Origin of the sequence: Rhodococcus sp. IEGM 1241 (assembly GCF_033142365.1) — a bacterium.
In the GTDB taxonomy this organism is placed as follows: Bacteria; Actinomycetota; Actinomycetes; order Mycobacteriales; family Mycobacteriaceae; genus Rhodococcus_F; species Rhodococcus_F erythropolis.
In genome coordinates this window covers 309,066-333,480 of sequence record NZ_JAWLSE010000003.1, presented here as the reverse complement: position 1 = coordinate 333,480, position 24,415 = coordinate 309,066, and the positions used below count along the sequence as shown (strand labels likewise).

The window sequence follows — 24,415 nt, the reverse complement described above, 5'->3', positions numbered from 1 at the left end:
CTGAACTGCGAAAATGTGTCGAGAAGGAATTATTTCTCTTCGTCGTCCTCGCGGGTCTTGTCCATCGCTGCCTCGGCCGCACGCTCTTTTGCCTCGACGGCTTCGAGCTGGGCGATCGGGTCGTCGAAATTGCCGGCTTCGCCGCCGCCGAGGACCCGGGCGACAAATCCGTCCGGTGCGTCGAGATCGCTCGAATCGGGCATGAGGTCGGGATGTGACCAGACGCCGTCACGAGTGTCCATACCGGCTTCCGCGGTGAGCTTCTGCCACAACCCGGCCGCTTCACGGACCTTGCGAGGACGAAGTTCGAGTCCGACCAGCGTCGCAAAGGTCTGTTCGGCGGGGCCGCCGGTGGCACGGCGACGCCGCAACGTCTCGCTCATCGCGGCAACACCAGGCAGTCGCTCGCCGAGTGCGGCGGTGACGACCGTCTCCACCCAACCCTCGACCAGCGCGAGCAGAGTCTCGAGCCGTTCGAGAGCGGCTTTCTGCTCCGGGGTGTTCTGCGGCTCGAACGTGCCCTGCTGCATCAGTGCTTCGAGCTTGCTCGGATCGGTGAGAGCGGACGGGTCGAGGTCCTTGGCAAATTCTTCCATCGCCGAGAAGTCCATCGTGATCCCGCGGGCGTATTCCTCGACTGTGGCGAGAACGCGCTGTCGCAGCCACGGAACGTGACTGTAAAGGCGCTGATGAGCTGCTTCCCGCGCGGCGAGGAACACCAGAACTTCCTGATGCGGCTGTTCGAGACCCTCACTGAACGCCTGAACCGCAGCGGGGAGAAGGGCCGCGGTGCCCTCTGGTCCGAGGGGCAAGCCGATGTCGGTGGAGGAGAGCACCTCGGTGGACAGTTGGCCGAGTGCCTGGCCCAATTGCGAGCCGAACGCGAGTCCACCCATCTGGCCGAGCATGCCCAGCATCGGGCCCGCCATCTGCTGTGCTTCGGCGGGAAGTCCCTGGACCCACATGCCCGCCACCTTCTCGGCCACCGGATCACAGAGCCGCTTCCACGTGTCGATCGTGTTGTCGAGCCAGTCGTTCGGAGTCCAGGCGAGAGTGCGGCTCGCTCCGGCAGGAAGCGTCGTTGCGGCGTCCAGCCACATCTCGGCCAGATGTGCGGCGTCGGCGATCGCCTTGACATTGCCCTCGGTGATCGGTGTAACCGATCCGATCTGTTGGCGTGCCAGCTTCTTGGCGATGTCGTAGTTCACCGGACCGGAAGTACCGCCCTGGCCCATCGACGAGCCCATCCCGCTCAGCATCTGACCGAACTGGGTGAGCATCTGGCCGAGCTGAGCCGGATCGAATCCCTCACCGCCCGCGCCGAACCCGAACGGCGTGTCACCACCCCCGAACGGATTGCCACCCGCCGCGTTCTTGTCGCGATCGGGATCGTCGTCGGAGTTGGAGAAGCCGAACGGCATATTGCTCATACCTCAACGGTACAAGGCTCGAGCGGTCGGAGTCGCCCTCCGAGTCACGCTGACGGCGAACACGCACGGCGCTCAGGCGGTGCGATCGGTGCTCCGGCGCCTTCGCGCTTTACTCTGGATCAGGTGAATCGACGGATAGTGACGCTCTTGGCCGCACTCGCACCCATCGTCGTGTTGGGAGTCGTCGGAACAATGGTCACTGTTCCTTATGTCGCACTCGGTCCTGGCCCCACCTTCAACACCCTCGGCGACGTCGACGGTAAGCCCGTCGTCGACATCCAGGGGACCGAGGTCGATCCCACCGACGGCAACCTCAACATGACAACGGTGTCGGTTCGCGACGGCCTCAACATTTTCGAAGCGTTCGGACTGTGGGCGAGTGGCAGCAACGGACTCGTCCCACGCTCGGAGATCTATCCGCCCGAGAAGTCGAAGGAAGAGATTCAGCAGGCCAACACCGCCGACTTCCAGCAGTCCGAGGACAGTGCCGAGTTGGCTGCACTCCACTTTCTCGGTAAGCCGGTGGCACTCACTGTCTCGAAGGTGACCCCGGACGGCCCTGCCGCGGGTGCCCTGCAAGAGGGCGATGTCCTGGTCAAGATCGGCGACACTCCGGTAACCACCATCACCGGCGTTCAGGACACGGTCGGTGCGATCGCGCCAGGCACCGCGATCGACGTCACCGTCCTTCGCGAGGGTGTGGAGACCGTTGTACCGGTCACCGTTGGGGCGCGGCCCAACAAGCCCGAATCGGGTTACCTCGGCGTCACGCCCAACGAGGTCCCGGACGTTCCCTTCACCGTGCAGTTCAACCTTGCCGACATCGGCGGTCCTTCTGCCGGACTGATGTTCACACTGGCGTTGGTGGACAAGCTGACTCCAGGGGAGCTCAACGGCGGAAAATTCGTGGCCGGAACGGGCACCATCGACTCCGACGGCGAGGTCGGTCCGATCGGCGGTATCAGGTACAAGTTGATCGCCGCCTCCGAAGCCGGTGCTGAGACCTTCCTCGTGCCGGCCCAGAACTGTGACGAGGCGAAACAGAATGCGCCGGACGGGCTTCGACTCGTCAAGGTCGACAACCTGCCCGGCGCAGTGGACTCACTCGAAAGCCTCAACACGGGCGGTGACGCACCCCGCTGCTGAAACCTGCCTTGCCGAAGACCGGCTCGGTCAGTCTTCTTCTTTCAGTCTTCTTCGACCTCGTCGAGCGTCGCGTACAACGCGTGAACCAGGTGAGGTGCAAGACCGTCGTAGGTAAGCAGTTCCAGGTCACCGTACGGATCCGCATCTTCGTCGGGACGCATCTGCAGAAGCGACAGCGAAGGACCGTCACGGAGCACGCCGACGAACAGTCGAGCCTCGCGTCGATCTGGATGCGCGTTGGCCGTCAGTCGCGCGACCTCGTCGGCAGCATGCTGATCGGTCAATACCGGCGCCGTGGCGTGATCGAGATCCGATTCCGCCTCAGGCGGCAGGACGACAATCTCCTGAACCAGGATGCAACCCTGCACCGACTCGGGCCAATGCGTCGTTGCCAGGAACTCGTCGAGTGCCCGTGAACCGCCGATGATGTCCTCGGGAAGCGATTCCTGTTCGATCGGTGTGTATTCGGCGCCCTCGGCGAGTTGGTCGAGCAGTCCGGGTTCGGCCGCGGCGAGCATTTCGGTAGGCACCAACGCGTACAGCTTCGGCGGTTGATCCCAGCCTTCGGCGTCGATGTGGTCGACAACTTCATGAACGCACCGGGCGAGGGCACTCGGTGATCTGCTCATATTCTCTTCACTCACACGTTCATCCTCCCACCTTCTGTCCGGCTCCCTGCTCTCCGTGTTGTCAACCCGTGACCGTTGTTACGTAGAGTGGTCGGAAACGGCCAAGTCCACTCGGGCGTGGCCGCAGTGATCGATGCAATCGGTTGCGACGCCACGGCGTCGCCAAATCTTGGAGCGTGGCACGTGGGCATGCGGCCCCCCGCAGGTTTACCCTCTCTGTCCAGACGCAGTCGAATCTTGTTGGTGGTGGCTGTCGTAGTGGCGGCCTTGCTGCTCGTGGGGCCGCGACTGATCGGCATGTACACGGACTGGTTGTGGTTCGGAGAAGTCGGCTACCGCGGTGTCTTCACCAAGGTTCTGCTGACGCGATTCGTGCTCTTCCTCGTGGTCGGAATTGTCGTCGGAGCCATCGTGTGGCTCGCGATGCTTCTCGCGTACCGCGCACGTCCGGTGTTCGTCCCGGTCTCGGGACCCAACGATCCGATCGCGCGCTACCGCACGACCGTCATGTCGCGACTTCGTCTGTTCGGCGTGATCATTCCGGTCGCGATCGGCATTCTCTCCGGTCTCATCGCGCAGGCCAACTGGGTCACCATCCAGTTGTTCCTCAACGGTCAGCCGTTCGGCATCACCGATCCTCAGTTCAACTTGGACGTCGGCTTCTACACGTTCGACCTGCCGTTCTACCGCTTCGTTCTGAACTGGTTGTTCGTCTCGATTCTGCTTGCCTTCGTGGCAAACCTGGTCACCCACTACGTTTTCGGTGGGATCAAGTTGGCCGGGCGCGCTGGGACATTCACGACTGCCGCACGTGTTCAACTGGCTGTCATCGCCGGCACCTTCGTGCTCCTCAAGGCGGTGGCGTACTGGTTCGATCGGTACTCGTTGATGTCGAGTAGTCGTAAGGAACCGACGTTCACCGGTCCGGGCTTCACCGACATCAATGCGGTTCTGCCGGCGAAGCTGATTCTGTTGTCCATTGCGGTCATCTGCGCCTTGGCGTTCTTCGCCTCGATCTTCACGCGGGATCTTCGGATACCGGCCATGGCAGTCGCTCTACTGGTTCTTTCGTCGGTGCTCGTCGGTGCGGTCTACCCGATGATCGTCGAGCAGTTCTCCGTCAAGCCCAATGCGGCGCAGAAGGAGAGCACGTACATCGAACGAAACATCGAAGCGACCCGTCAGGCGTACGGGATTACGGAAGAAAACGTCGACTACGTCGACTATCCGGGAGTTGGCACCAAGCAGCCCCAGGACGTTCCGGCCGACCGGACCACGATCGCGAACACCCGACTGTTGGATCCGACGATCCTCTCGCCGACGTTCACCGCTCAGCGTCAGCTCAAGAACTTCTACGGGTTCCCGCAGACGCTCAACGTCGACCGCTACGAACAGGACGGCCAGCTGCGCGACTTCGTTGTCGCAGCGCGTGAGCTGTCGCCGAACAATCTTTCCGGCAACCAGACGGACTGGATCAACAAGCACACGGTCTACACGCATGGCAACGGCTTCGTCGCGGCCCAGGCAAACGAAGTCACGGCCGTGCAGGGCGACAGTCAGAACAACACCGGTGGTTACCCGATCTACTCGGTCAGCGACCTGACGACCACGCCCGAGAACGAGAACCTCAAGGTAGACAATCCTCGGTCGTACTACGGCGAGGTGATCAGCCAGTCGGACGCCGATTACTCGATCGTCGGTTCCGTCGACGGCGAGGGACCTCGTGAGTACGACACCGACACCTCGAAGTACACCTACACCGGTTCGGGTGGTGTCTCGATCGGCAACTGGTTCAACCGTCTTGCCTTCGCGGCGAAGTACACCGAGCGCAACATCTTGTTCTCGAGTGCAATCGGCTCGAACTCCAAGATCATCTTCAAGCGTGATCCGAAGGAAAGGGTCGAGGAGGTCGCGCCTTGGCTGACGACCGACGGCGCTGCCTACCCCGCAGTGGTCGACGGCAAGATGCAGTGGATCATCGACGGCTACACCACCGCCCAGGACTACCCGTACGCGCAGCGCAGTTCGCTCGACGGGTTGGTCGAGGACAGTATCGACCAGACGACCGGGCGCCTCATTCCGCGTCAGGAGTTCTCCTACATCCGTAACTCCGTGAAGGCCACGGTCGACGCGTACGACGGCACGGTCACGCTCTACCAGGTCGACGAGCAGGATCCGGTTCTGAAGGCGTGGATGGGAGTCTTCCCGAACACGGTGAAGCCGAAGAGCGAAATCTCGGACGACCTGCAGGCGCACTTCCGCTACCCGGAAGACATGTTCAAGGTTCAGCGAGAGATGCTGGCGAAGTACCACGTCGACGATCCGAGTGAGTTCTTCACCAACAACGCGTTCTGGTCGGTTCCGAGTGATCCGACGATCGACACGTCGGCCAACCAGCCGCCGTACTACGTGCTGGTGGGCGACAAGGACACCGCGAAGGCGGATTTCCGTCTGACCAGTCCGATGGTCGGGTTCAGTCGTGAGTTGCTGTCGGCCTACATCTCGGTGGCGAACGACAAGGAGAACTACGGCAAGTTCACAGTGCTGCAGCTGCCGACCGATACGCAGACTCAGGGTCCACAGCAGGCTCAGTCTGCGATGACGTCGGATTCGCGTGTTGCTTCGGAAGTGTCACTGCTCAAGCAGTCGAACAAGATTCAGTACGGAAACCTGCTGACTCTGCCGATTGCCGAGGGCGGAATCCTCTACGTCGAACCTTTGTACTCGCAGCGAAACTCGCAGAACGCGTTCCCTCAGTTGGCGCGTGTGCTGGTGAGCTTCAGCGACACCAACGGCATTCGGATCGGTTATGCACCGACCGTCTCCGAGGCGATCAGTCAGATTTGGCCGGGCGCAGGTTCGGCAGCGACTGTCACCCAGCCGGCACCCGATCCGGATACCGGAGCGCAACCGGAAACGCCGACTACTCCGACGGCACCGGCCCCGCCGGCTTCCTCGGATGACGTCACGAAGGCGCTGGCCGAGGTCAATTCGGCAATGGCGGCATTGAAGTCGGCGCAACAGAGCGGTGACTTCACCAGCTACGGTGCTGCGCTCGACCGCCTGCAGAAGGCTGTTGACGCGTACCAGGCGCTGCCGAGGTAAGCGGCGTCAGTTCATGAATAGCAGAAGGCCCACCATCCGATCGGATGGTGGGCCTTCTTGTGTGCTCAGTGAAGCTGTATGAGCTGAATCAGCGCAGTGCTGCAACGATCGGTGCGTTGGCGTCGGAGAGCTGCTGGAACTGTGCGGCGAATCCGTACTGGCCGGCGAGGTCACGAGCGGTGTCGTAAGCCTGCTGTGCGGCGGGCTTGAGCTCGGCCGGGATTTCGACGGCGGGAGCAACTGCGGGTGCCTCGGCGACGGGAGCCGGTGCTGCGGCGGGAGCCTCTTCGACTGCCGGCTCGCTTGCGACGGTCAGACGCTGGCCGCAGACGGGCCATGCGCCGGGGCCCTGGCTCTGCAGGGTGTTCTCGGCGACGCGGATCTGCTCTTCCTTGGAAGCGTTGGCGGGCGAGCCGGTGCCACCGTTGGCGGTCCAGGTGCTCTGCGAGAACTGCAGGCCGCCGTAGTAGCCGTTTCCGGTGTTGATGTTCCAGTCGCCACCGCTCTCGCACTGTGCGACGCCGTCCCAGTTGTGGGTGGCTGCGGAAGCGGTGCCGGTGCTCATGGTGAGGGGCACTGCGACAAGTGCGCCGGCTACTGCCAATGTGCCGAATGCACGCTTGCTGATGCTGGTGTACGTCATGTCGGGGTAAATCCTCTCCGCGCTTGCTGACATCGGCGGGCCTGCGGGTCGGCGATGATGCTGACTTTCCCGGGCGCTTGTCTCTCCGTGTCTCTGCCCCTCGAAGGTTTCGGGGGTTCCGATCCCGCGGGGCAGAGTGGAGCAGCGGCGGGTCGGCGTTCGCCCGGTTGATTCGGGCCGGGACCGACCGTACGGGAGCGCTGAACGAGGGTCGATTCGCGATTTTCCGGACCACCTGGTCTTCTCCCATCCAGGATTTTCGGCGTTTGTGCTGGTAGAGCCTTTCCGATGCCGTTTCGAGGTACGTTCGTTACATGCTTGTTATGTGTTGATGCTCACGGGCATTTTGTGAACCCAGTCACCCGATTCTTCGACTTTCAGGCGTGTATTTCGCTCCAGCGCAGGCGATTTGCGTTCCGTTCATCTGCTCGTGTAACTTTGTCAATGCATCGCGGGGTGGAGCAGCTCGGTAGCTCGCTGGGCTCATAACCCAGAGGTCGCAGGTTCAAATCCTGTCCCCGCTACTAGAAAAGGACCGCCGCACTGGATTCCAGTGCGGCGGTCCTTTTTTGTGCGCAGCCGTCGTAGGGTGGCGGCGTGCGACTCTCGAAGATTCTTTTGGCGATGGCGGTGACTACTTCGCTGGTGGCCACCGCTCTGGCGTTCTCGGCAGGAAGCGCTGCCGCCGGTGGGCGGATCACCGATGCGAAGCGCGTGGTCTTCATCGTTCCAGGGCAGCAGCTCTACAACTCGGGAGAAACGCACCAGGCGACCTACCGCGCCCTCGACGAGGCACTGAGCGCTGCGGGCTACGAGACACACTTCGTCGACGCACCCGGCAAGATGATTGCGGCCGACGCCGAGCTGATTGCCGATTCGATTCGCTCCTACGCTGCCGGCGCTGACTCCGTCGGGGTGATCGCGCACAGTGCGGGTGGACTGAGCTCCCGGTACTACGCGAAGTTCCTCGGTGGCTCCGAAGTAGTGGATTCATTCGTCGCCATCGGTGCTCCGCAGTACGGTAGCCCCGGTGGCTGCGTACAAGGCCCTGCCGACGGTTACGACACCTGCATGTTCTCCGAAGTTCTCACCAAGCTCAATGCCGGTGAGGACACTCCTGGATCTGCCTACTATTCGGTGGTGCAGAGCTCAGGCGAGTGGGCGGACGGTCGGTTGGACGGGGGCCAGTGCCGGGTGTACGTCGATGGCGTTCCCGGGGCCGGAACCGGAGCAGACCATCTCACCGAGCTCGAGCATCCAGAGGTCATCTCGGGAGCGATCAGCGCTTTGGGGCGCGACTGTGTCGGTACGTTCGTGGACGAGAACGACGGCGACATCACCTGGCCTGACACGTTGTTCCCGTCATTTCGGTAAAGCTTCAGGTCCGGGTTGTTCGGACGAGTAGCCCGGCTACGTGTGCGCTCGCGGCAGTTCTGGCCCCCAAGGCGTCACCCGATTCGATGGCCGCGACTATACGAGCGTGCTCGGTGACGGCGATCCGTCGATTGAGCTCGAGGCTCCACATGTCCGAACGGTAGAGATGTGACTGTCCGTCGAGACGATGTAGGGCTTCACTGAGCGGGTGATTGCATGCAGTCTCACGAATCAAGGTGTGGAACTCGAGGTCCAGCGTCGAATCGCGACGCTGATCCGGCGGGCTCTCGAGAAGTTCGCGTTGCACCTGCACCATCTTGTTCAGCTGTGACACGGTTTCATGCGTGGCATTGGCCGTCGCGTTGAACGCCGCGAGACCGTCGAGTACCTCACGCACCTCGAAGACCGCGCGCAGAGACTCTGCGTCAAGCGAATCGACTTTTGCACCCGCATTTCGGGTGTGGACCGCAATGCCCTCGTAGATCAACTGCTGCACGGCCTCGCGGACCGGCGTTCGACTGACATTGAGCTTGCTCGCCAGCGCGGGAACACTCAGTGGTGTCCCCGGCGCCAGCTCTCCCGAAAAGATCAGTTCTCGAAGCGTCTCGTGCACGGACTCGGTGAGCAAAGCTCGTTCGGTGGTGGTCATCTTGTCCTCACTTCGATCCTGCACGATATCGACGGTACCCGGGAGCGCTATCCGGCGGCGCGCACCCGGTCAGCGCTGCGACTGTCGACCTCGGGCGCCGTCGCGCCTTTCAGTCCGGCCACTTTGGCCGCGATGTTCTCGGCGATCGTGATCGGCGGGTATCCCACCTCGCCCGGTTCGAGAGTCCCTGGCAGTGCTTCGATGACGGCGTCGTAGTTTCCGTCGAAAAAGAATGCGGCAGAGCGACGTCGGATGATCTGACCATCGACGATAGGTGGGTCGACTCGGTGCACTGTCGAGCGCCATCGGTCGTTCGTCCATCGTGCCATCGCGTCGCCGAGGTTGATCAAGAGTGCGCCGTCGGCAGGTTGGACGTCGTGCCATATGCCATCGGTGCTCAGAACTTGAAGGCCCGGAACTTGATCTGCCCACAGGATGGTCAAGATTCCGAAGTCGGTGTGAGCGCCCATTCCCGTCATGTCGCCGGAGATGCGGATCTCGCCCTCAGGCAGTGCGTAGTTGTTCATCTTCATCGCGTCGATCGAATGGTCGAGCATCGAATCGAAGTACTCGGGCTGCAATCCGAGGGCGTCGGTAAAGGCGCACATCAGGATTCGTGCCAAGCCCTGGGCATGACGGAAATACTCTTCGATTGCCGGTCGGAATCCGGGCGCGGCCTCGGGCCAAGTGTTGGCGGCGTAGCTGGACTCGGGTAGGTCGACGCCCGGATAGTCGCTCACCTCTGTGCCCACGACTATTGCTTCGTAGAAATCGTTCATCTGGTTCGCAGCGGCGACGCCCAGGCTCATGCTGAGTGATTCCGACTTCGGTGGTGAGTAGCCACGGTTCTCGGACGATGGACGGCGATAGTTGTTCTTCACCGTCAGTGGGAGAGCAAAGAACTCGTCGAGAGCGTCGGCCAGTCCGTCGGTCGCCGATCGTGGAATGCTGTGTCCGACAATCTGTATGAATCCGACCTCCCGGCACGCGCGATCGAGTTGAGCTGCCACTTCCGCACAGGCAGTGCTGTTGGTGGCGTTTGCAGCCGATGCCTCGCCGGTGAGGTACGGGCTGATATCGATCGTAGGGATTTCGAAGGCGGGAATTTCGTGGGTCATTTAAAGTCCTTGCGGCCGGACGTGTGCCACTTACCGACGAGCACACGTGAGAGGAATCCAAAGGCAGAGAAGACGAGGACGCCGAACACCGACGCGATCACGATCGCGGCGATCAGATCCTCGGACTGAAGGCGGCTTCGGTAGACGTCGAGCAGGGTCCCGATCCCGGGTTGTCCTTTGGCGAAGAACATGTCGCCGATGATGGCACCGACGACAACAAGGCCGGAGGCGGTGCGGATACCGGTGAGAATGGCCGGCATTGCCGCTCGCAGTTCGAGTTTCACCAGTCGATCCCAACGCGAGGCGCGGCCGAGGGTGAAGAGTTCGTGCAGTCCGCGATCGACCGATTGCAACCCGAAGTGTGTGTTGGTGATGATCGGGAAGGCTGCGATGAGAACGCAAACCAGGGTGCGCGCGGTCATGCCGTAGCCGAACCAGAGCCCGATGAGGGGGACGATGGCGAGGATGGGAATGACCTGCAGCACAACGGCATATGGATAGACGATCCGCTCGATCCACTTGGCCTGGCTCATCAGCACGCCGGTTCCGACGCCGACTGCCACCGCGACGACGAAGCCGACCAGCGCAACCTGTGCCGTCACTGCGAGGGCTTCGAGCATGGGAGAGAGGTGTTTCCAGTCGAGTAGCGACTTCGTCAGTACTTGACTCGGCGGCGGAAGGAGAAATCGACGTTCCGGGGAGAGAACGAGGTAGCTGACGATCGACCACGCTGCGACCGCGCCGGCAAGTGAGAGCAGCGGATAGAGCAGGAAGGTGCCGAGCGCTCTCATTCGAGAGGGCCGTCCGGACTGTGCCTGTGCTTGCGCCGTGGTCGCAGAATCAGTACGAACGGCGGTATTGCGTACGGTGGTGCCCTGTTGTACTGCAAGGACTTCGGTCATCGTGAGCTCCCATGGAGGCTGGCCGAGATCTCGGCGACGTGTTCGGTGTATCGGGCGTCGTAGCGCAGTTCCGGGCTACGCGGGTACGGGAAATCGATGTCCACGACCGAATGTATTCGTCCAGGCCTGGCGGTCATGACGACCACCTTGTTCGCGAGGTACACGGCCTCGGATACCGAGTGCGTGATGAACATCGAGGTGAACCCTTTGTCGGTGTAGAGCCTTTGGAGCTCTACCTGCATCTCCAGTCGTGTCATCTCGTCGAGCGCACCAAAAGGTTCGTCGAGCAGCATCACAGCGGGTGCGAGGGTGAGCGCACGCGCCAACGAGACACGCATCTTCATTCCGCCTGACAACGCATTGGGCAGTTGTTTCGCAAAGTCCGAAAGGCCGACTGCGCGGATTGCCTCGTCGGCGCGCAACTTTCGCGCTGCTTTGTCGCCGCCACCGAGTTCAGCCGATAATTCGACGTTGGCCTGCACGGTTCGCCAGGGGAGCAGAGTCGGCTCCTGGAAGATGAAGCCAACTGATTCGGTGTCGAGGGCAACCGCACCACTGGTCGGTCGCTCGAGGCCGGCCGCCATGCGCAACAAAGTCGACTTGCCACAGCCTGAGGGTCCGACCACGGCGACGAAGTCTCCTCGCTCCACGTCCAGATCGATGCCGTCCAGCGCGACAGTGCCGGTATCGAACTTCTTGACGACATCGGAAAAGACCATCTGCATCGGCGCGGTGAGCTTGCGAGCGTCGGCATCCTGCATCGTGTTCGCGAGTTCCATCTGAGCCTCCGGTTCGGTAATGCATGCAAAAGTTCTTCAAGATGTAGGAACTATCTTGAATTGCATGTATGTCGCTTAGATTGCTGAATGTAAATGTGAGGTGACATTGCAGGTGAAGCGATAATCCTGGCGCGCGTTACCTGATGGAAACAACGAGGCGATTGCATGTAATCCACGTGCTGCAGAGTGTGCTCATCGGATCACCCTTCTTGGTTCGCCCACATCCCAATTGTTTTCACGAAGGAGACGCTGTGTATTCAAATCGCAAGGTGCATTCCAATCGCAGAAGTGTGGGAGCGGCGGGCGCGGCACTGGCCATGTGTGCAGCCATCGGATTGACTGCGTGCAGCTCCAGTGAGGCTGAGACGGCGAAAGCCGAATCTCTCGAACCAGCTGCCGAGGCGCAGAACCTTGCGGGTCTCTGTCCGGAAAACGTTGTGGTTCAACTCCAATGGCAGCCACAGTCGGATATGGGAGCGCTCTTCGAGATGCTCGGTCCTGGCTATTCGGTCGACACCGACGACAAGTCCGTCAGTGGGACTCTTGTTGCCGGAGGGAAGGACACCGGAGTCGACCTGACCTTGCGGGCCGGGGGACCGGCAATCGGGTTCCAATCCGTCAGCTCCCAGATGTACGTCGACGATTCCATCACTCTCGGCTTGGTGCACGGGGATCAGGTGATCGCGGCAGCGGCAAGTCAGCCCGTTGTGGCCGTCACGCCATTGCTCAAATACAGCCCGGCAATCCTCATGTGGGACAAAGAGTCTCATCCGGACTGGACGAGTGTTGCCGATATCGGCAAGTCCGACGCGAGTGTCGTCGTTTCCAAGGAGCAACTCTTTCCGCAGTGGCTCGTGGCGAAAGGACTACTGAAGCAGTCTCAGCTCGACACGAGCTACGACGGAGCTCCCTCGCGATTTGTCGGTGACCCGACCATCGCTCAGCAAGGATTCGCGAATTCGGAACCGTACACGTACGAGAAGGAGACGCCGGCGTGGGACAAGCCGGTTTCCTATGACCTGCTGAAAGATTCGGGTTTCGACATCTACGCGTCCAATGTTTCGGTTCGTGCCGACAAGGTCGACACACTCTCGCCGTGTTTGAGCAAGCTGGTTCCGATCATTCAGCAGGCCACCGCGGACTACATCACTGCGCCGGATACGGCGAATGCTGCCATTGTCGACGTCGTCTCGCAGGACGTGTCGTTCTCTCCCTACACCGAGGGTGAAGCAGCGTTCAGTGCCCAGCTCCTGAAAGAGAAAGGCCTGATCGCGAACGAGGCAGACGGATCCGTCGGCACGTTCGACATGACGCGAGTCGCTCACACCGTCGAAGAACTGAAGCCCATTCTCGACGCCGGGGGTGCGGCGATACCGCAGTCATTGACTGCTGAAGAGATCTACACCGACAAATTCACCGATCGGTCCATCGGAATCCGCTGAAGGAGCTCACAGCAAATGACGTACGACATGACAGAACTCAACCGCGAGACCCGCATGGGTGGCCTGGGCACGGAGACCACCGACCGCGAGGTCCGAAGAATCGATCTCTCGGATTTCGAGAACCGGCGCAGCGAGATCGCCGAGGAGTTGTGGTCGGCAGCGACCGACATCGGATTCTTCCAAATCGTCAATCACGGAATCGATCTGGACCAGGTCCGCGAGGCTTTCGCGGCGGCCGAGCGATTCTTTGCACTGCCCACCGAGGTCAAAGCGCAGTATCCGCTCAAGAAGGGTTTCAACTCCGGCTGGGAGAGCATGACGCAGGTGCGTCCGTCCATCGGAACGCCTGATCAGAAAGAGTCCTACCAGGTGACCCGCCCGCATATGGGTGATCTGTGGCCCACTGCAGACGAATTGGGTGGATTCCGCGAAACGATCCTGGACTTCGAAGCCAAGTGCTGGGGCATTGCGATGGACCTGTTGTCGTGCTTCGCCGAGAAGCTGGGATTCGAACGAGACTTCTTCACCAGGGCACATGACCCGTCGGTGGCCACCTACCAGAGCACACTGCGACTACTCCACTACTTCCCCCTTGCCGCCGACGCAGATGTCGAAGGGATGTGGCGTGCCGGAGCGCACACCGATTTCGATTGCCTGACATTGCTTTTCCAGCGTGACGGTCAGGGCGGGTTGCAACTGTGCCCGGGCAAGGAGATGGACACCCAGGAATGGACGTCGGTGGTGCCGGCCGAGGAAGCGATCACCTGCAACATCGGCGACATGCTGATGAGATGGAGTGATGATGTCCTGCCGTCGAACTTCCACCGGGTCAAGAGTCCCGGAGTCACCGACTATCGGGGAGCCCGCTACAGCCTCGCGTTCTTCGCTCAGGCGAACCGCGACGTGACCATCGAGGGGCCGGCGGGCAAGTACCCGCCGATCACTGCCGAGGACTACATCGACCAGCGAGTACGCGCGAACTTCGCGCGTTGATCCGTATCCGTTCCGTCACACACTTTCAGGAGAACTGGCGATGACTACCGCGCCCAAGAACATGACCGACGCGATCATCCGGGACGTGACGTTGTACAGCGGCGGGCAATGGCTGACCGGCCGCGACGTCGTCGTCTCGAATGGGGTGGTCGAATCGATCGAGAAGTCGACCGGCACCGCCACACCTGGAAGTGTGGACGGATCGGGGGCGTATCTGATCCCTGGGTTCGTCAACACCCATACGCACCTTCAGCAGTCACTGATGCGTGGGATCGCCGAAGGGACACCGCTTCTCGAATGGCTACTCGCGGTCGCAGAAGAGTCGGTTCAGATCACGCCGGAGCGCGCATACACGGCCACTGTCGCAGCCTCGCTGGAGGCATTGCGCAGCGGTACGACGACCCTGGTCGAACACATGTGGCCGCACCCGTCCAGCGAGGTTCACGACGCTGTGATCCGGGCGTTGCACGACACCGGGATTCGTGCGGTGCTGGGACGCGGAACCGCAGACCGGGCGGACAAGACGAGGAAGTGGGGCTTCGATCCGCGGCTCATGCAACCACTCGGAGATGTTCTCGCACATACGGATCAGATGATGCGCGACGTCGCCGGTTCCCGCATTGACGTGGCAGTCGCGGTACCGAACCCGCGTTCGCTGACCCCGGACGGGATGTCGGAAGTGCGTGAGTTCGCGCAGGCTCGCGACCTGACGGTCTCGATTCACCTGCTCGAGACGCAGACCGACAACACGATGTGTACCGAACACGCGGGCATGAACGCGGTCGACTACCTGGATTCCCATGGGTTCTTGTGGGACCGGGTGCTGGCGGTCCACTGCGTCGAACTCGACGACCGTGGTCAGAAGGTGCTGGCGGAGCGCGGCGTCGGAGTGTCGTACAACCCCGTCAGCAACATGCGCCTCGGTAGCGGAATCGCGCCCGTCCCGAGTTTCCTCGACGCGGGGATCGCGGTGGGGTTGGGTGTGGACGGCGCAGCCAGCAACGATACTCAGGACATGCTCGAGACGCTGCGCACCGGCGCCTACGTGCAGCGAGCCGCGCGTGGCCGCGCCGACCTGCTCGGCTTCGAAGCCATGATCGACATCGCATCCGGCGGTGCGAACGCAGCACTCGGTCTGCCGGCCAGGTCGGGCGGGATCTCCGTGGGCGATCCCGCCGACCTCACCATGATTCGGTTCGAACGCGACTTCGGTTGCCTCCCGGTGCGAGATCCGGGCGCGTCCATTCTCACGACGGGCAGTCGTCAGATCGTGGACACGGTGTTGGTTGCGGGCGAGGTCGTGCTCCGCGAGGGGCACTCCACTCGCGTCGACGAGGCGGAATTGATCCGGACGCTCAGCGCTTTGTGACTGTGCTCAGTCTTCGCTGATCTCCATCTCGATCAGGACGCGGCGCAACAGCTTTCCGGTGGCGTTGCGGGGAAGTTCGTCGATGAAGACGATCTCGCGGGGAACCTTGTAGCGCGCGAGATTCGACCGGACGTGATCCTTCAGCTCGTCGGAGTTCTGGTCGGCGCCGTGGGCGACGACGACAAACGCTCGCAGGCGGTGCCCGAAGTCGGCGTCCTCGACTCCGATGACTGCCGCTTCCAAGACGTCCTCTCGATCGGCGAGCAGGTTCTCGACTTCGAGCGGGTAGACGTTCTCGCCACCGGAGACGATCATGTCGTCGTCGCGGCCGTCGACGAAGAGGAGGCCGTTGGCGTCGAAGTGTCCGACGTCGCCGGTCGAGAGAAGTCCGTCGATACGTTCCTTGTCACGCCCGTCGGTGTATCCCTCGAAGCTCAGCCCGCTGGCGACGAAGATTCTGCCGATCGTGTGTGGGGTGGTGATCTTCTTGTTGTTCTCGTCGAACAGTTCGACGTGACAGGTTACCGGCGCGCGGCCCGCGGTTCCCGGCGCAATGGTCAGATCCTCGGGAGTCGCGACTGTTGCCACCGCGACCTCGGTGGATCCGTACAGGTTGTAGAGGACGTAGCCGAACGAGGCCGTGACTCGTTTGCACAGGTCGGGTGAGAGTGACGAACCTGCCGAGAAGATGATCTTCAGGTTCGACGTGTCGTACTTGGACAGCACTTCGGGACCGAGGTCGATGATGCGAGTGAGCATCGTCGGGACCACGACCAGACTGTCGCACTTGTATTGTGCGACAAGTTTGATCGTGTTCTCCGGGTCGAACTTTCGATGCATGACGACGGTCTGGCCGAGCGCCAACGCGAGAGCGAACTGCGAAACGCCGGTTCCGTGGAAGGCAGGGGCCGCCATCATCATGGTCTGTCCGCGGCGCAACGGCACGCGGTCGAGGAATTGCGCCGACGCGAGAGGGGAGGTGTGGCCACGCGGCGCACCCTTGGGAGTTCCCGTTGTGCCGCTGGTGAGGAGGACGAAGCCACCGTTCTTCTCGGGTGCCGGCACCGACGACGTGGTGCGTCCGGCGATGGCCTCGTCGAGAGTAGCTGCCGTGGAACCGTCCGCGGCCGTGCCCTCTGGCCAGGAACGATAGACGACGACGTCGTCCGGCAAGGCATCGGCGATGTCAGCGAACTCGTCGTCGTAGACGAAGGCGACCACCTTCTCACGCGCGGCGACGTCCACGAGTTGGGGCCGTGCGAAGCCCGTGTTCATGAGAACGAGCTTCGTTCCGTTCTTCGCTGCCGCCAGCATGGTCAGGACCAAGCCTCGATGGTTACGGCACATCGCACCCATGACGGAGTCGGACGTGATGCCGTCGGCCTGCCACGCCCGGACCAACGCGTTGCTCTGACGCTCGAGCTCGGCATAGGTGATGGGTCCGCGCTCGTCGATGATCGCCACCGCGTCGTAGCCGTTCTCGGCGTGTGCATGGACCGGTCCGGCAAACGGTCCGTACTTGTCCACGGCTGCAATGGATTTGAGCCCGCGATCAAGGCGAGGGAACGGGACGAGTCCGGCTCGGAACATGACCCCCGCCGCGCCGATGGTGTCAGTGACCTTGGTGACCAATCCGGGCATACGTGAACCTCTTCCGAGCGTCGTTGTAGGACTGATTACACACTAATGGGCAATCAGGTTTCGGTGGTGAAGTTTCACGATGGCGACCGAGCAGTCCGCCCCGCCACCTCGAAAGGTGGCGGGGCGGAGGGTTTCGGGATCGGGTCTGTGCGACCGTCACTTCAGTTCGACCGTCACTTCAGTTCGGCGGACGACTTTCCGAGCAGGCGGCGTGCGACGATCAGCTGCTGGATCTGCTGGGTGCCCTCGAAGATGTCGAGAATCTTCGAGTCGCGGCCCCACTTCTCGAGCAACGGGCGCTGCGAGTAGCCGTAGGTTCCGGCCAACTCGACTGCCTTGAGCGTCACGTCGGTGCCGGTGCGGCCGGCCTTCGCCTTGGACATGGACGCTTCGAGCGAGTTCGGCTTCTTGTTGTCCGCCATCCACGCCGCGCGCAGAGACAGCAGGTACGCGGCCTCCCAGTCGGCTTCCAAACGGATGAACTCGGCTGCAGCTGCATGCTGGTTGTAGACCGGTGTGTCGTAGGAGATCTCGACACCGGCTTCGGTCAGGATGCCGCGCAGTTCTTCGAGAGCCGCGCGTCCGACGCCGACGGCCATGGCTGCAACGAGGGGCCGGGTGTTGTCGAACGTCTGCATGACGCCGGCAAAGCCCTGCTCGACGTTGACCTCCGGGCTGCCGAGAATGTTGTCCGCGGGAATGCGGCAATCCTGGAGCAGGAGTACTGCGGTGTCGGAGGCCTTGATGCCCAGCTTGTGCTCGAGGCGAGCAACGCTCAGGCCCGGTGCGTCACGCGGAACGACGAACGACTTGATGGCCGCTCGGCCCTTCGACTTGTCGACCGACGCCCACACGACGATGTGCGTCGAACGCTCACCGGCGGTGACGAAGATCTTCTCGCCGTTGAGAACCCACTCGTCGCCGTCGAGAACGGCGGTGGTGGTCACTGCGGCGGAGTCGGAACCGAAGCTCGGTTCGGTGATGGCCATCGAGGCCCACACCTTGCCGAAGCGTTCGAGCTGTTCGTCGGTGGACACTGCGGCGATCGCGGCGTTGCCGAGCCCCTGGTAGGGGATCGAGAGCATGAGTCCGACGTCGCCCCAAGATGTTTCGAGCGAGTTGAGGAGCGCAGACATGTTGCCGCCGTTGGCGTTGCCACCCTTGGCGCTCGCGTCGGACCGTCCGCCGCTGGCACCGCCGATGTCTCCACCGGAATCGGAGAGGCCTTCGACCATGGCGGCCATGGTGTCGAGCTCGACGGGATACTCGTGCTCAGCGAGATCGTACTTACGTGAAATGGGTCGGAAGATCTGCGCCGCGACCTGATGTGCCTGGTTCGCTGATGCTTTGAGCTTCTTGGGAAGTTCGAGGTTGATCATCGTGGTTCTCCTGGAAGTTCAGCGGCGTCAGATGAGGACGATGCCCTCGGCAACGCCGATGGCACGGAGGTCGCGGTACCAGCGCTCGACCGGGTGTTCCTTGGTGAACCCGTGTCCACCGAGGAGTTGCACACCGTCGAGGCCGATCTGCATGCCCTTCTCGGAAGCCAGCTTCCGGGCCAGAGCGGATTCGCGAGCGAAGGACAAGCCCTGCTCGGCGCGTGAAGCGCCGCGAAGCGTGACCAGACGCAGTCCGTCGAGTTCGATGCCGATGTTGGCGACCATGAAGGCAACCGCCTGGCGGTGGCTGATCGGCTCGCCGAACGCTTCGCGCTCGTTGACGTACGGAATCACGTAGTCGAGAACTGCCTGGCTGGTGCCGACGGCCATGGACGCCCAACCGAGGCGAGCCAGGCGAATCGCGTCGGCGTATTCGGCCTTGCGCTGCTCGGCGTCACCGTCGCCGAGCAGTGCGGACTCCGACACAGCGACGTCGGTGAGGATCAGGCGACCCAGGCCGGCGGCGCGCAGACCCATGCTGGGATCTGCTTCGACGACGAGTCCCTTGGTGTCGGATTCGACGATGAAGAAGGACGGCTTGCCGTCGAGTTCCGCGGCGATGACGAAGAGTTCGGACGTAGCCGCGGCGGGCACCAAGCTCTTGACGCCGTTGAGCTTGTAGCCGCTGGGCGAGCGCACTGCCTTGGTCTGCAAGGCAAACGGATCGAACAGTGCGCGTGGTTCGTTGACCACTACTGCTGCGCCGGGGACCTGCTCGCCGGTGAAGGCCGGAAGGTAGGTCTTCTGCTGCGCGTCGGTGCCCCACTGCGTCAGTGCGACTGCAACACCGCTCGGTGCGAGGATCGGAAGTGCAAGCCCCATGTCTCCGTGCGCAAGTGCCTCGGCAACAAGAGAATTGGTGACTGCGCCGCGATCGGCGGCTGCTCCGTCGAGTTCTTCGGGAACGTTGATCAGCGTGATACCGAGCTCGGCCGCGCGCTTGGAGAGATCGGCGGGGGCCTGAGCTGCGCCGTCGGCGTCGTAGGCCGCGGGACGCAGGATTTCGGCCGCGAACTCACGCACCGTCTCGACGATCATCTTCTGGTCGTCGTCCGGGGTGAGATCGAAGTAGTCGGCGTTCTTGCTCGGGTTGTCGGGCAGGCGCTTGGGTGCACCGTTGCCCGAGACCTTCTGGAATCCGCGAGTGGCGGCACCCAGGGTTTTGAAGCCCGTCTTGGTGCCCTCGTAGGTCACGCGATCGATGGTCTGACGCAGATTGAACTTCTCGGCCAGTTCCGAACCGGTGATCTTGGTAAGCACACGCATGGCTGCGCCCATGGCGTCGCGTTTGATCGGGTTCAGGCCGACGGCGGACGTGTCGCGGGGCGCACCCTTGGCGCCGCCGCGCTGCGCGCCCGATTCGCTGCGCTGAGCGCTCTTGTCGGGGGCAACACTGTCTTGCTTGGTCATGATCACCAGCTGTTTCTCGGTGTTGGGGCGTTGGACGATTTTTATCTTACTCATCAGTAAGGTCTGTTGTCGAGAAACCGCGAAATGATGCGCGTCATAGGCTCGAGGGGTGAGCCGGACAGAGGTGCCAGATCGGATACAGCGATATATGCGCTACGCGCCGTTGGTGGTGGTCCCGTGCCTGTTGATCGCCAGCACGTATCCGGGGGAGTATCGAGTTCCCGTCACCTACTGGATACTGTCGATGCTGTCGGCGCTCGCCTTCGTCGCCGGCCGTCGATGGCCGGTCTTCGCGTCCCTGGCCATCTCGGCGCTCGCCGTTCCGATGTTCGTCGCCGACGCCTGGGGGCTGTCCGAACTTGTTCCGTATCTCGGGGCTGTCGCCGTCGTCGACGTCACGATGCGGGCCGAGCGCAGAGAAATGGTTGCCGTATCGGCAGCAGGATGGTGCGGTTCGGTGCTCGCGGGGATCTGGTTCGAATCTCACGAAGCATTCTTCTCGGTCACCACGGCTGTGAAAGTGCTTGCGTACGTGGGGCTGCCACTGCTGCTCGGACTGTATCTGCGCTCGCAGCGTGAATTGGCCGCGAACAATCTTGCGCAGACCCGCGCTGCGGAGCGCAGTGCGCTCGCCCGCGAACTGCACGACCTGGTTGCACACCACATGGCATCGATCGTCCTGAGAATCGGCGTGGCTCAACATGTCTTGGCGCCCCAGGACGAGGCCGTGCGTGAGGTCCTCGCGGATGTGCGTGCGACGGCGTCGGACGCGTTGGCCGATATCCGTCGGCTTCTGGTCGCACTTCGTGATCCTTCGCTCGGTGAGGTCGCTCTGGTCGAGCCGGATGCCGTAGACGCGGAAATCGGGGCGGCGATAGATCGTGTGCGTGCGGCGGGTTTCGAGGTGCAGTCGGTCTTCGATACCCAGGAGAATGTCGAGTCAGGCGCAGCCGATCTCGATGCGATCGGCAGGCTGACGCTGTTGCGGGTGATTCAGGAATCACTGACCAACGTCATGAAGCATGGCGACAAAAAGGGGCTGGTATCGGTCTCGGTCGGTCGCGATGACAACCGGGTCCATGTCAGGGTTGTCAACGACGTCGAGGGATCGCCCCGGAATGCAGGTCATGGCCTGGTGGGAATGCAGGAGCGCGCGGAGTTGGTCGGCGGCGAGATGACCGCCGGCACGAACAGCGACGGGAAATGGGAAGTGCACGTGAGTATTCCACTGGTTGTCTCGGGCGGTCTCTCGTGATCAGCGTGCTGATCGTCGACGACCAGCGACTGGTGCGCGCCGGTTTGCGGATGCTGTGCGCGGCAGCCGAGGACATGACCGTGGCCGGTGAGGCGTCGAACGGCGTCGAGGCGGTAGCACTCGCTGCCGAATTGGATCCCGACGTGATTCTGATGGACTTGAGAATGCCGGGGCTGGACGGGATCGGTGCCACGCAGCAGATCGTCAAGGCCGGTCGACGAGCGCGCATTCTCGTGTTGACCACCTTCGACGACGACGATCATCTGTATCCCGCACTCGCCGCGGGGGCTTCGGGGTTCTTCGTCAAGGACACCGAACCCGCCGAGCTGCTCGGCGCCATTCGGCGGGTCGCCGAGGGCGAGATGGTGTTCACTCCGGAACTTCTCCGCCGCGTTGTGGATCGAGCGGTGATCGGTGGTATCGCAGACACTGCGGTGACAGCGAGGGTTCCGCTGACCGATCGCGAATCGCAGGTCCTCGCACTGGTGGCAGAAGGGAAGAGCAATCAGGAGATCGCAGACTCACTGCATCTGGGTGTGACCACGGTGAAGACGCACGTGGCGAACCTGATGTCGAAGACCGGTTGCGACAATCGGGTTCGCCTCGCTGTGTACCACTTGCAGAACTTTCAGTGACCGGAGTGCGAACCAGGCATCGGCATGTCCATCGGCATGTCCATCTGCATCGGAGCCGCCTTCTGTCCCGGTTCGAGGACGAGGAATTGGCCCATCATCCCTTGATCCTCGTGCATCAGCAGGTGGCAGTGGAACATGTACGGGAACGTGGGATCGGTGTACTCGGACCACTGCAGTGCGACGCGAACCCTGCTGCCCGGCGGTGTGTAGACGGTGTCCTTGAGTCCGCGCAAGTGCGGCGGGGGAGTGCGACCGTCGACGTCGAGGATCTGGAACTGTACGTCGTGGACATGGAAATTGTGTGGCCAGTTGTCCTTGTTGGTGATCGTCCACACCTCGGTCGCGCCGATCTCGGCCTCGAAGTCGATGCGGTTCATGTCCATTCGTTGCCCGTTGATCATGTACCACTGCAGATCGAAGGTTCGGGAAACGTCGGCCTTCGACGGATCGAGACGCGGCAGTGCGGCCAACTGCGCCGGGAGAGTCGACCGTGACGCGCGGCTGGCAACGCCCCGCAGTTCGATGATGTCGAAGCGGTCGTTCATGCCGAAGTTCTCGGCGTCGGAGGAACTCACGCCACCGCCGTCCTCGATCGGGAACGACACCAGTGTGGTCGTCGCACCGGGGTCGACGCGAACCACGATCTCGGCTCGTTCGCCGGGGCTGAGCTGAATCCGCTTGATCGCAATCGGTGATTCGAGCAGTCCGCCGTCGGTGGCAATCAGATCGAACGTGCGGTCGTCGGGGAACCCCAGGTTGTAGAGACGGCCGGAAGAGCCGTTCAGGATGCGCAACCGGACGACTCCGGTGGTGACGTCGAGGTAGGCGTCGGAGATGCCGTTGGTGACGATCGTGTCGCCGAGCAGGCCGATGTCGGTCGGATCTGATTCGTCGAAGCTGCCGTCGGCGAGGAATCGACGATCCTGGATTATCAGCGGAACATCGTCGACACCATAGGTTTTGGGGATGTCCAACGCCCGGGTGTCGGCATCGTCGATCAGGAACAGTCCGGCGAGACCGCGCTGCACGTGCCGTTCGGTGGATCCGTGCGGGTGTGGGTGATACCAGAGCGTCGACGCCGGCTGACCGATCGTCCACGCCGGTTCCCAGCGTCCGCCGGCTTCGATGGTCTGGTGCGGGCCACCGTCGTATCTGGCGGGCAGATGCATGCCGTGCCAATGGACGGTCGTGGGCTCTGCCAGTGTGTTGTCGATCGTGAATGCGACAGATTCTCCGCGCTCGGCGCGGACGGTGGGCCCCAGAATGGATCCGTTGAAACCCCAAGTGTCGGTGAGTTTTCCCGCGACGATCTCGGTGGTTCCGGCACCGGCACGGAGAGTGAAGTGGCGAACACCTGCGTCGTCGACGGTGGATTCGGCAAGCGGCGGAATCGGTAGCGGACGCGAAGTTCCGGCCACCGCCAACGTGGCGCTCTTCGCTGCCGGGTCGGGGCCGCAGCCCACCGCGAGCCCGAGGGGCGCTGCGGCCAGACCGAACAGAATCGTGCGCCTGGAAATCCGGTTCATCGTTCTCCTGGAAGTAGTGCGTGATCAACTACTTCCAGTCAACGGGCCGAGATGTCGTGCCGAATCCTGCCGACGGGCCTGTCGGAACTCCTCCCTCGGACCCTTGCGGCGGGTGGGATGTTCTGGTATTCGGGTGGTTACCGCAGGCGGGTTAGAACGTCTTCGTGCAGCAGTCCGTTGGTGGCGACCGCGCTGCCTCCGTGCGGACCTGCGCCGCCGTCCAGATCGGTGAACGCGCCGCCGGCCTCACGGACCAATACGTCGAGCGCTGCCAGATCCCACAGGGAAACCTCGGGTTCGGCAGCAATGTCGACGGCGCCTTCGGCCACTAGGCAGTAGGAGAAGAAGTCCCCGTAACCGCGCACGCGCCATACGTGGTCGGTGAGTTCGACGAACTGATCGCGAATTCCGCGGTCCTTCCACCCCGAGAGGCTCGAGAAGCTCAGGCTCGCTGACTCGCTGCGATCGACGGCGGATACCTGGATCGCCCGCGCATCACTGTCCCCGAAGGACGTATGTGCGCCCAAACCTGTTGCAGCCCACCATCGCCGATTCAGGGCGGGTGCGCTCACGACGCCGATAACGGGGACGCCGTCCTCGAGCAAGCTGATCAGCGTGGCCCACACCGGTACGTTGCGGACGAAGTTCTTGGTCCCGTCGATGGGGTCGACCACCCACTGCCTGCCCTCGAAGACTGCGTCGCCGCCGAATTCTTCGCCCAGTACGGAATCCTCCGGTCGGTGCTCACCGAGTGTCGCGCGCACTGCACGTTCGACAGCGAGGTCGGCGTCCGAGACAGGGGTGAGGTCCGGCTTGTCGTCGACTCGAAGATCGAGCGCACCGAAGCGGGCGCGAGTGATCGCGTCAGCCTCGTCGGCGATACGGAGGGCGAGTGCGAGGTCGGATGCGCGATCGGTCACGGGTACACAA

At 62.5% G+C, this 24,415-nt stretch carries 20 protein-coding genes and 1 tRNA gene; 9 read left to right on the top strand and 12 right to left on the bottom strand.

Features of this window, described 5'->3' with window-relative positions; translation table 11 throughout:
• Positions 1 to 29 precede the first annotated feature (29 nt).
• Complete coding sequence (locus R4P70_RS16535) at positions 30 to 1,430, bottom strand: zinc-dependent metalloprotease (RefSeq protein WP_024487215.1); 1,401 nt, start codon at positions 1,428 to 1,430, stop codon at positions 30 to 32.
• A gap of 123 nt (positions 1,431 to 1,553) precedes the next feature.
• On the opposite strand from R4P70_RS16535, the gene R4P70_RS16530 reads away from it, so the two are divergent.
• On the top strand, positions 1,554 to 2,576 hold the full coding sequence (locus R4P70_RS16530; protein WP_020907134.1) for a PDZ domain-containing protein: 1,023 nt from the start codon (positions 1,554 to 1,556) through the stop codon (positions 2,574 to 2,576).
• Positions 2,577 to 2,617: 41 nt separating this feature from the next.
• Here the strand turns inward: R4P70_RS16530 and R4P70_RS16525 are convergent, their stop codons facing one another.
• On the bottom strand, positions 2,618 to 3,220 hold the full coding sequence (locus tag R4P70_RS16525) for a PPA1309 family protein (RefSeq protein WP_019747831.1): 603 nt from the start codon (positions 3,218 to 3,220) through the stop codon (positions 2,618 to 2,620).
• 174 nt (positions 3,221 to 3,394) lie between these two features.
• On the opposite strand from R4P70_RS16525, the gene R4P70_RS16520 reads away from it, so the two are divergent.
• Positions 3,395 to 6,310: a UPF0182 family protein gene (locus R4P70_RS16520; protein WP_020907135.1), complete on the top strand. Its 2,916-nt coding sequence runs from the start codon at positions 3,395 to 3,397 to the stop codon at positions 6,308 to 6,310.
• A gap of 88 nt (positions 6,311 to 6,398) precedes the next feature.
• Here R4P70_RS16520 and R4P70_RS16515 read toward each other — a convergent pair whose 3' ends face one another.
• A complete protein-coding gene (locus R4P70_RS16515) occupies positions 6,399 to 6,953 on the bottom strand; it encodes a transglycosylase family protein (protein ID WP_019747833.1) in 555 nt (184 codons plus the stop codon).
• A 450-nt stretch (positions 6,954 to 7,403) separates the two neighbouring features.
• Here R4P70_RS16515 and R4P70_RS16510 point away from each other — a divergent pair.
• Together R4P70_RS16510 and R4P70_RS16505 are read left to right on the top strand one after the other, a co-directional pair.
• Positions 7,404 to 7,477 (top strand) — tRNA-Met (locus R4P70_RS16510).
• A 73-nt stretch (positions 7,478 to 7,550) separates the two neighbouring features.
• A complete protein-coding gene (locus tag R4P70_RS16505) occupies positions 7,551 to 8,327 on the top strand; it encodes an esterase/lipase family protein (RefSeq protein WP_069145909.1) in 777 nt (258 codons plus the stop codon).
• Positions 8,328 to 8,331: 4 nt separating this feature from the next.
• On the opposite strand, the gene R4P70_RS16500 is transcribed toward R4P70_RS16505, so the two are convergent.
• Genes R4P70_RS16500 through R4P70_RS16485 form a run of 4 tightly spaced genes read right to left on the bottom strand, consistent with a single transcriptional unit; the run spans position 8,332 to position 11,775 of the window.
• On the bottom strand, positions 8,332 to 8,976 hold the full coding sequence (locus R4P70_RS16500; RefSeq protein ID WP_020907137.1) for a GntR family transcriptional regulator: 645 nt from the start codon (positions 8,974 to 8,976) through the stop codon (positions 8,332 to 8,334).
• Between the two features lie 47 nt (positions 8,977 to 9,023).
• Entirely contained in the window at positions 9,024 to 10,094 is a 1,071-nt protein-coding gene (locus R4P70_RS16495; protein WP_243617126.1) for an isopenicillin N synthase family dioxygenase, read from the bottom strand.
• Positions 10,091 to 10,996, bottom strand: a complete 906-nt coding sequence (locus tag R4P70_RS16490; protein ID WP_020969249.1) for an ABC transporter permease — start codon at positions 10,994 to 10,996, stop codon at positions 10,091 to 10,093. Before R4P70_RS16490 ends, R4P70_RS16495 begins: the two co-directional genes overlap by 4 nt.
• Complete coding sequence (locus tag R4P70_RS16485) at positions 10,993 to 11,775, bottom strand: ABC transporter ATP-binding protein (RefSeq protein WP_243617127.1); 783 nt, start codon at positions 11,773 to 11,775, stop codon at positions 10,993 to 10,995. Before R4P70_RS16485 ends, R4P70_RS16490 begins: the two co-directional genes overlap by 4 nt.
• A 251-nt stretch (positions 11,776 to 12,026) precedes the next feature.
• Between R4P70_RS16485 and R4P70_RS16480 the strand changes: the two genes are divergently transcribed.
• The 3 genes from R4P70_RS16480 to R4P70_RS16470 are packed head-to-tail and all read left to right on the top strand — an operon-like array spanning position 12,027 to position 15,579.
• The gene (locus R4P70_RS16480; RefSeq protein ID WP_243617128.1) at positions 12,027 to 13,217 is read left to right on the top strand and encodes a nitrate ABC transporter substrate-binding protein; all 1,191 of its coding nucleotides are present in this window, start codon (positions 12,027 to 12,029) and stop codon (positions 13,215 to 13,217) included.
• A gap of 15 nt (positions 13,218 to 13,232) precedes the next feature.
• Positions 13,233 to 14,210 (top strand): isopenicillin N synthase family dioxygenase, encoded by a 978-nt coding sequence (locus R4P70_RS16475; protein ID WP_020907141.1) that lies wholly within the window; start codon positions 13,233 to 13,235, stop codon positions 14,208 to 14,210.
• Between the two features lie 40 nt (positions 14,211 to 14,250).
• The gene (locus R4P70_RS16470) at positions 14,251 to 15,579 is read left to right on the top strand and encodes an amidohydrolase family protein (protein ID WP_243617129.1); all 1,329 of its coding nucleotides are present in this window, start codon (positions 14,251 to 14,253) and stop codon (positions 15,577 to 15,579) included.
• A gap of 6 nt (positions 15,580 to 15,585) precedes the next feature.
• Here R4P70_RS16470 and R4P70_RS16465 read toward each other — a convergent pair whose 3' ends face one another.
• The 3 genes from R4P70_RS16465 to R4P70_RS16455 all read right to left on the bottom strand — a co-directional run bounded on the left by R4P70_RS16465 (position 15,586) and on the right by R4P70_RS16455 (position 20,075).
• Positions 15,586 to 17,220 (bottom strand): acyl-CoA synthetase, encoded by a 1,635-nt coding sequence (locus R4P70_RS16465; RefSeq protein WP_084326428.1) that lies wholly within the window; start codon positions 17,218 to 17,220, stop codon positions 15,586 to 15,588.
• A gap of 173 nt (positions 17,221 to 17,393) precedes the next feature.
• Complete coding sequence (locus R4P70_RS16460; RefSeq protein WP_003942363.1) at positions 17,394 to 18,599, bottom strand: acyl-CoA dehydrogenase family protein; 1,206 nt, start codon at positions 18,597 to 18,599, stop codon at positions 17,394 to 17,396.
• A gap of 27 nt (positions 18,600 to 18,626) precedes the next feature.
• Complete coding sequence (locus tag R4P70_RS16455; RefSeq protein ID WP_029255064.1) at positions 18,627 to 20,075, bottom strand: acyl-CoA dehydrogenase family protein; 1,449 nt, start codon at positions 20,073 to 20,075, stop codon at positions 18,627 to 18,629.
• Positions 20,076 to 20,217: 142 nt separating this feature from the next.
• Between R4P70_RS16455 and R4P70_RS16450 the strand changes: the two genes are divergently transcribed.
• Positions 20,218 to 21,324 carry a sensor histidine kinase gene (locus tag R4P70_RS16450; protein WP_243617272.1) on the top strand — a complete coding sequence of 369 codons (1,107 nt, stop codon included), beginning with the start codon at positions 20,218 to 20,220 and terminating at the stop codon, positions 21,322 to 21,324.
• Entirely contained in the window at positions 21,321 to 21,959 is a 639-nt protein-coding gene (locus R4P70_RS16445; protein WP_069145913.1) for a response regulator, read from the top strand. Before R4P70_RS16450 ends, R4P70_RS16445 begins: the two co-directional genes overlap by 4 nt.
• Here the strand turns inward: R4P70_RS16445 and R4P70_RS16440 are convergent.
• Complete coding sequence (locus R4P70_RS16440; RefSeq protein WP_317831017.1) at positions 21,953 to 23,485, bottom strand: multicopper oxidase family protein; 1,533 nt, start codon at positions 23,483 to 23,485, stop codon at positions 21,953 to 21,955. The genes R4P70_RS16445 and R4P70_RS16440 overlap by 7 nt on opposite strands.
• Before the next feature lie 137 nt (positions 23,486 to 23,622).
• Positions 23,623 to 24,405 (bottom strand): histidinol-phosphatase, encoded by a 783-nt coding sequence (gene hisN / locus R4P70_RS16435; RefSeq protein ID WP_243617131.1) that lies wholly within the window; start codon positions 24,403 to 24,405, stop codon positions 23,623 to 23,625.
• Between the last annotated feature and the right edge of the window lie 10 nt (positions 24,406 to 24,415).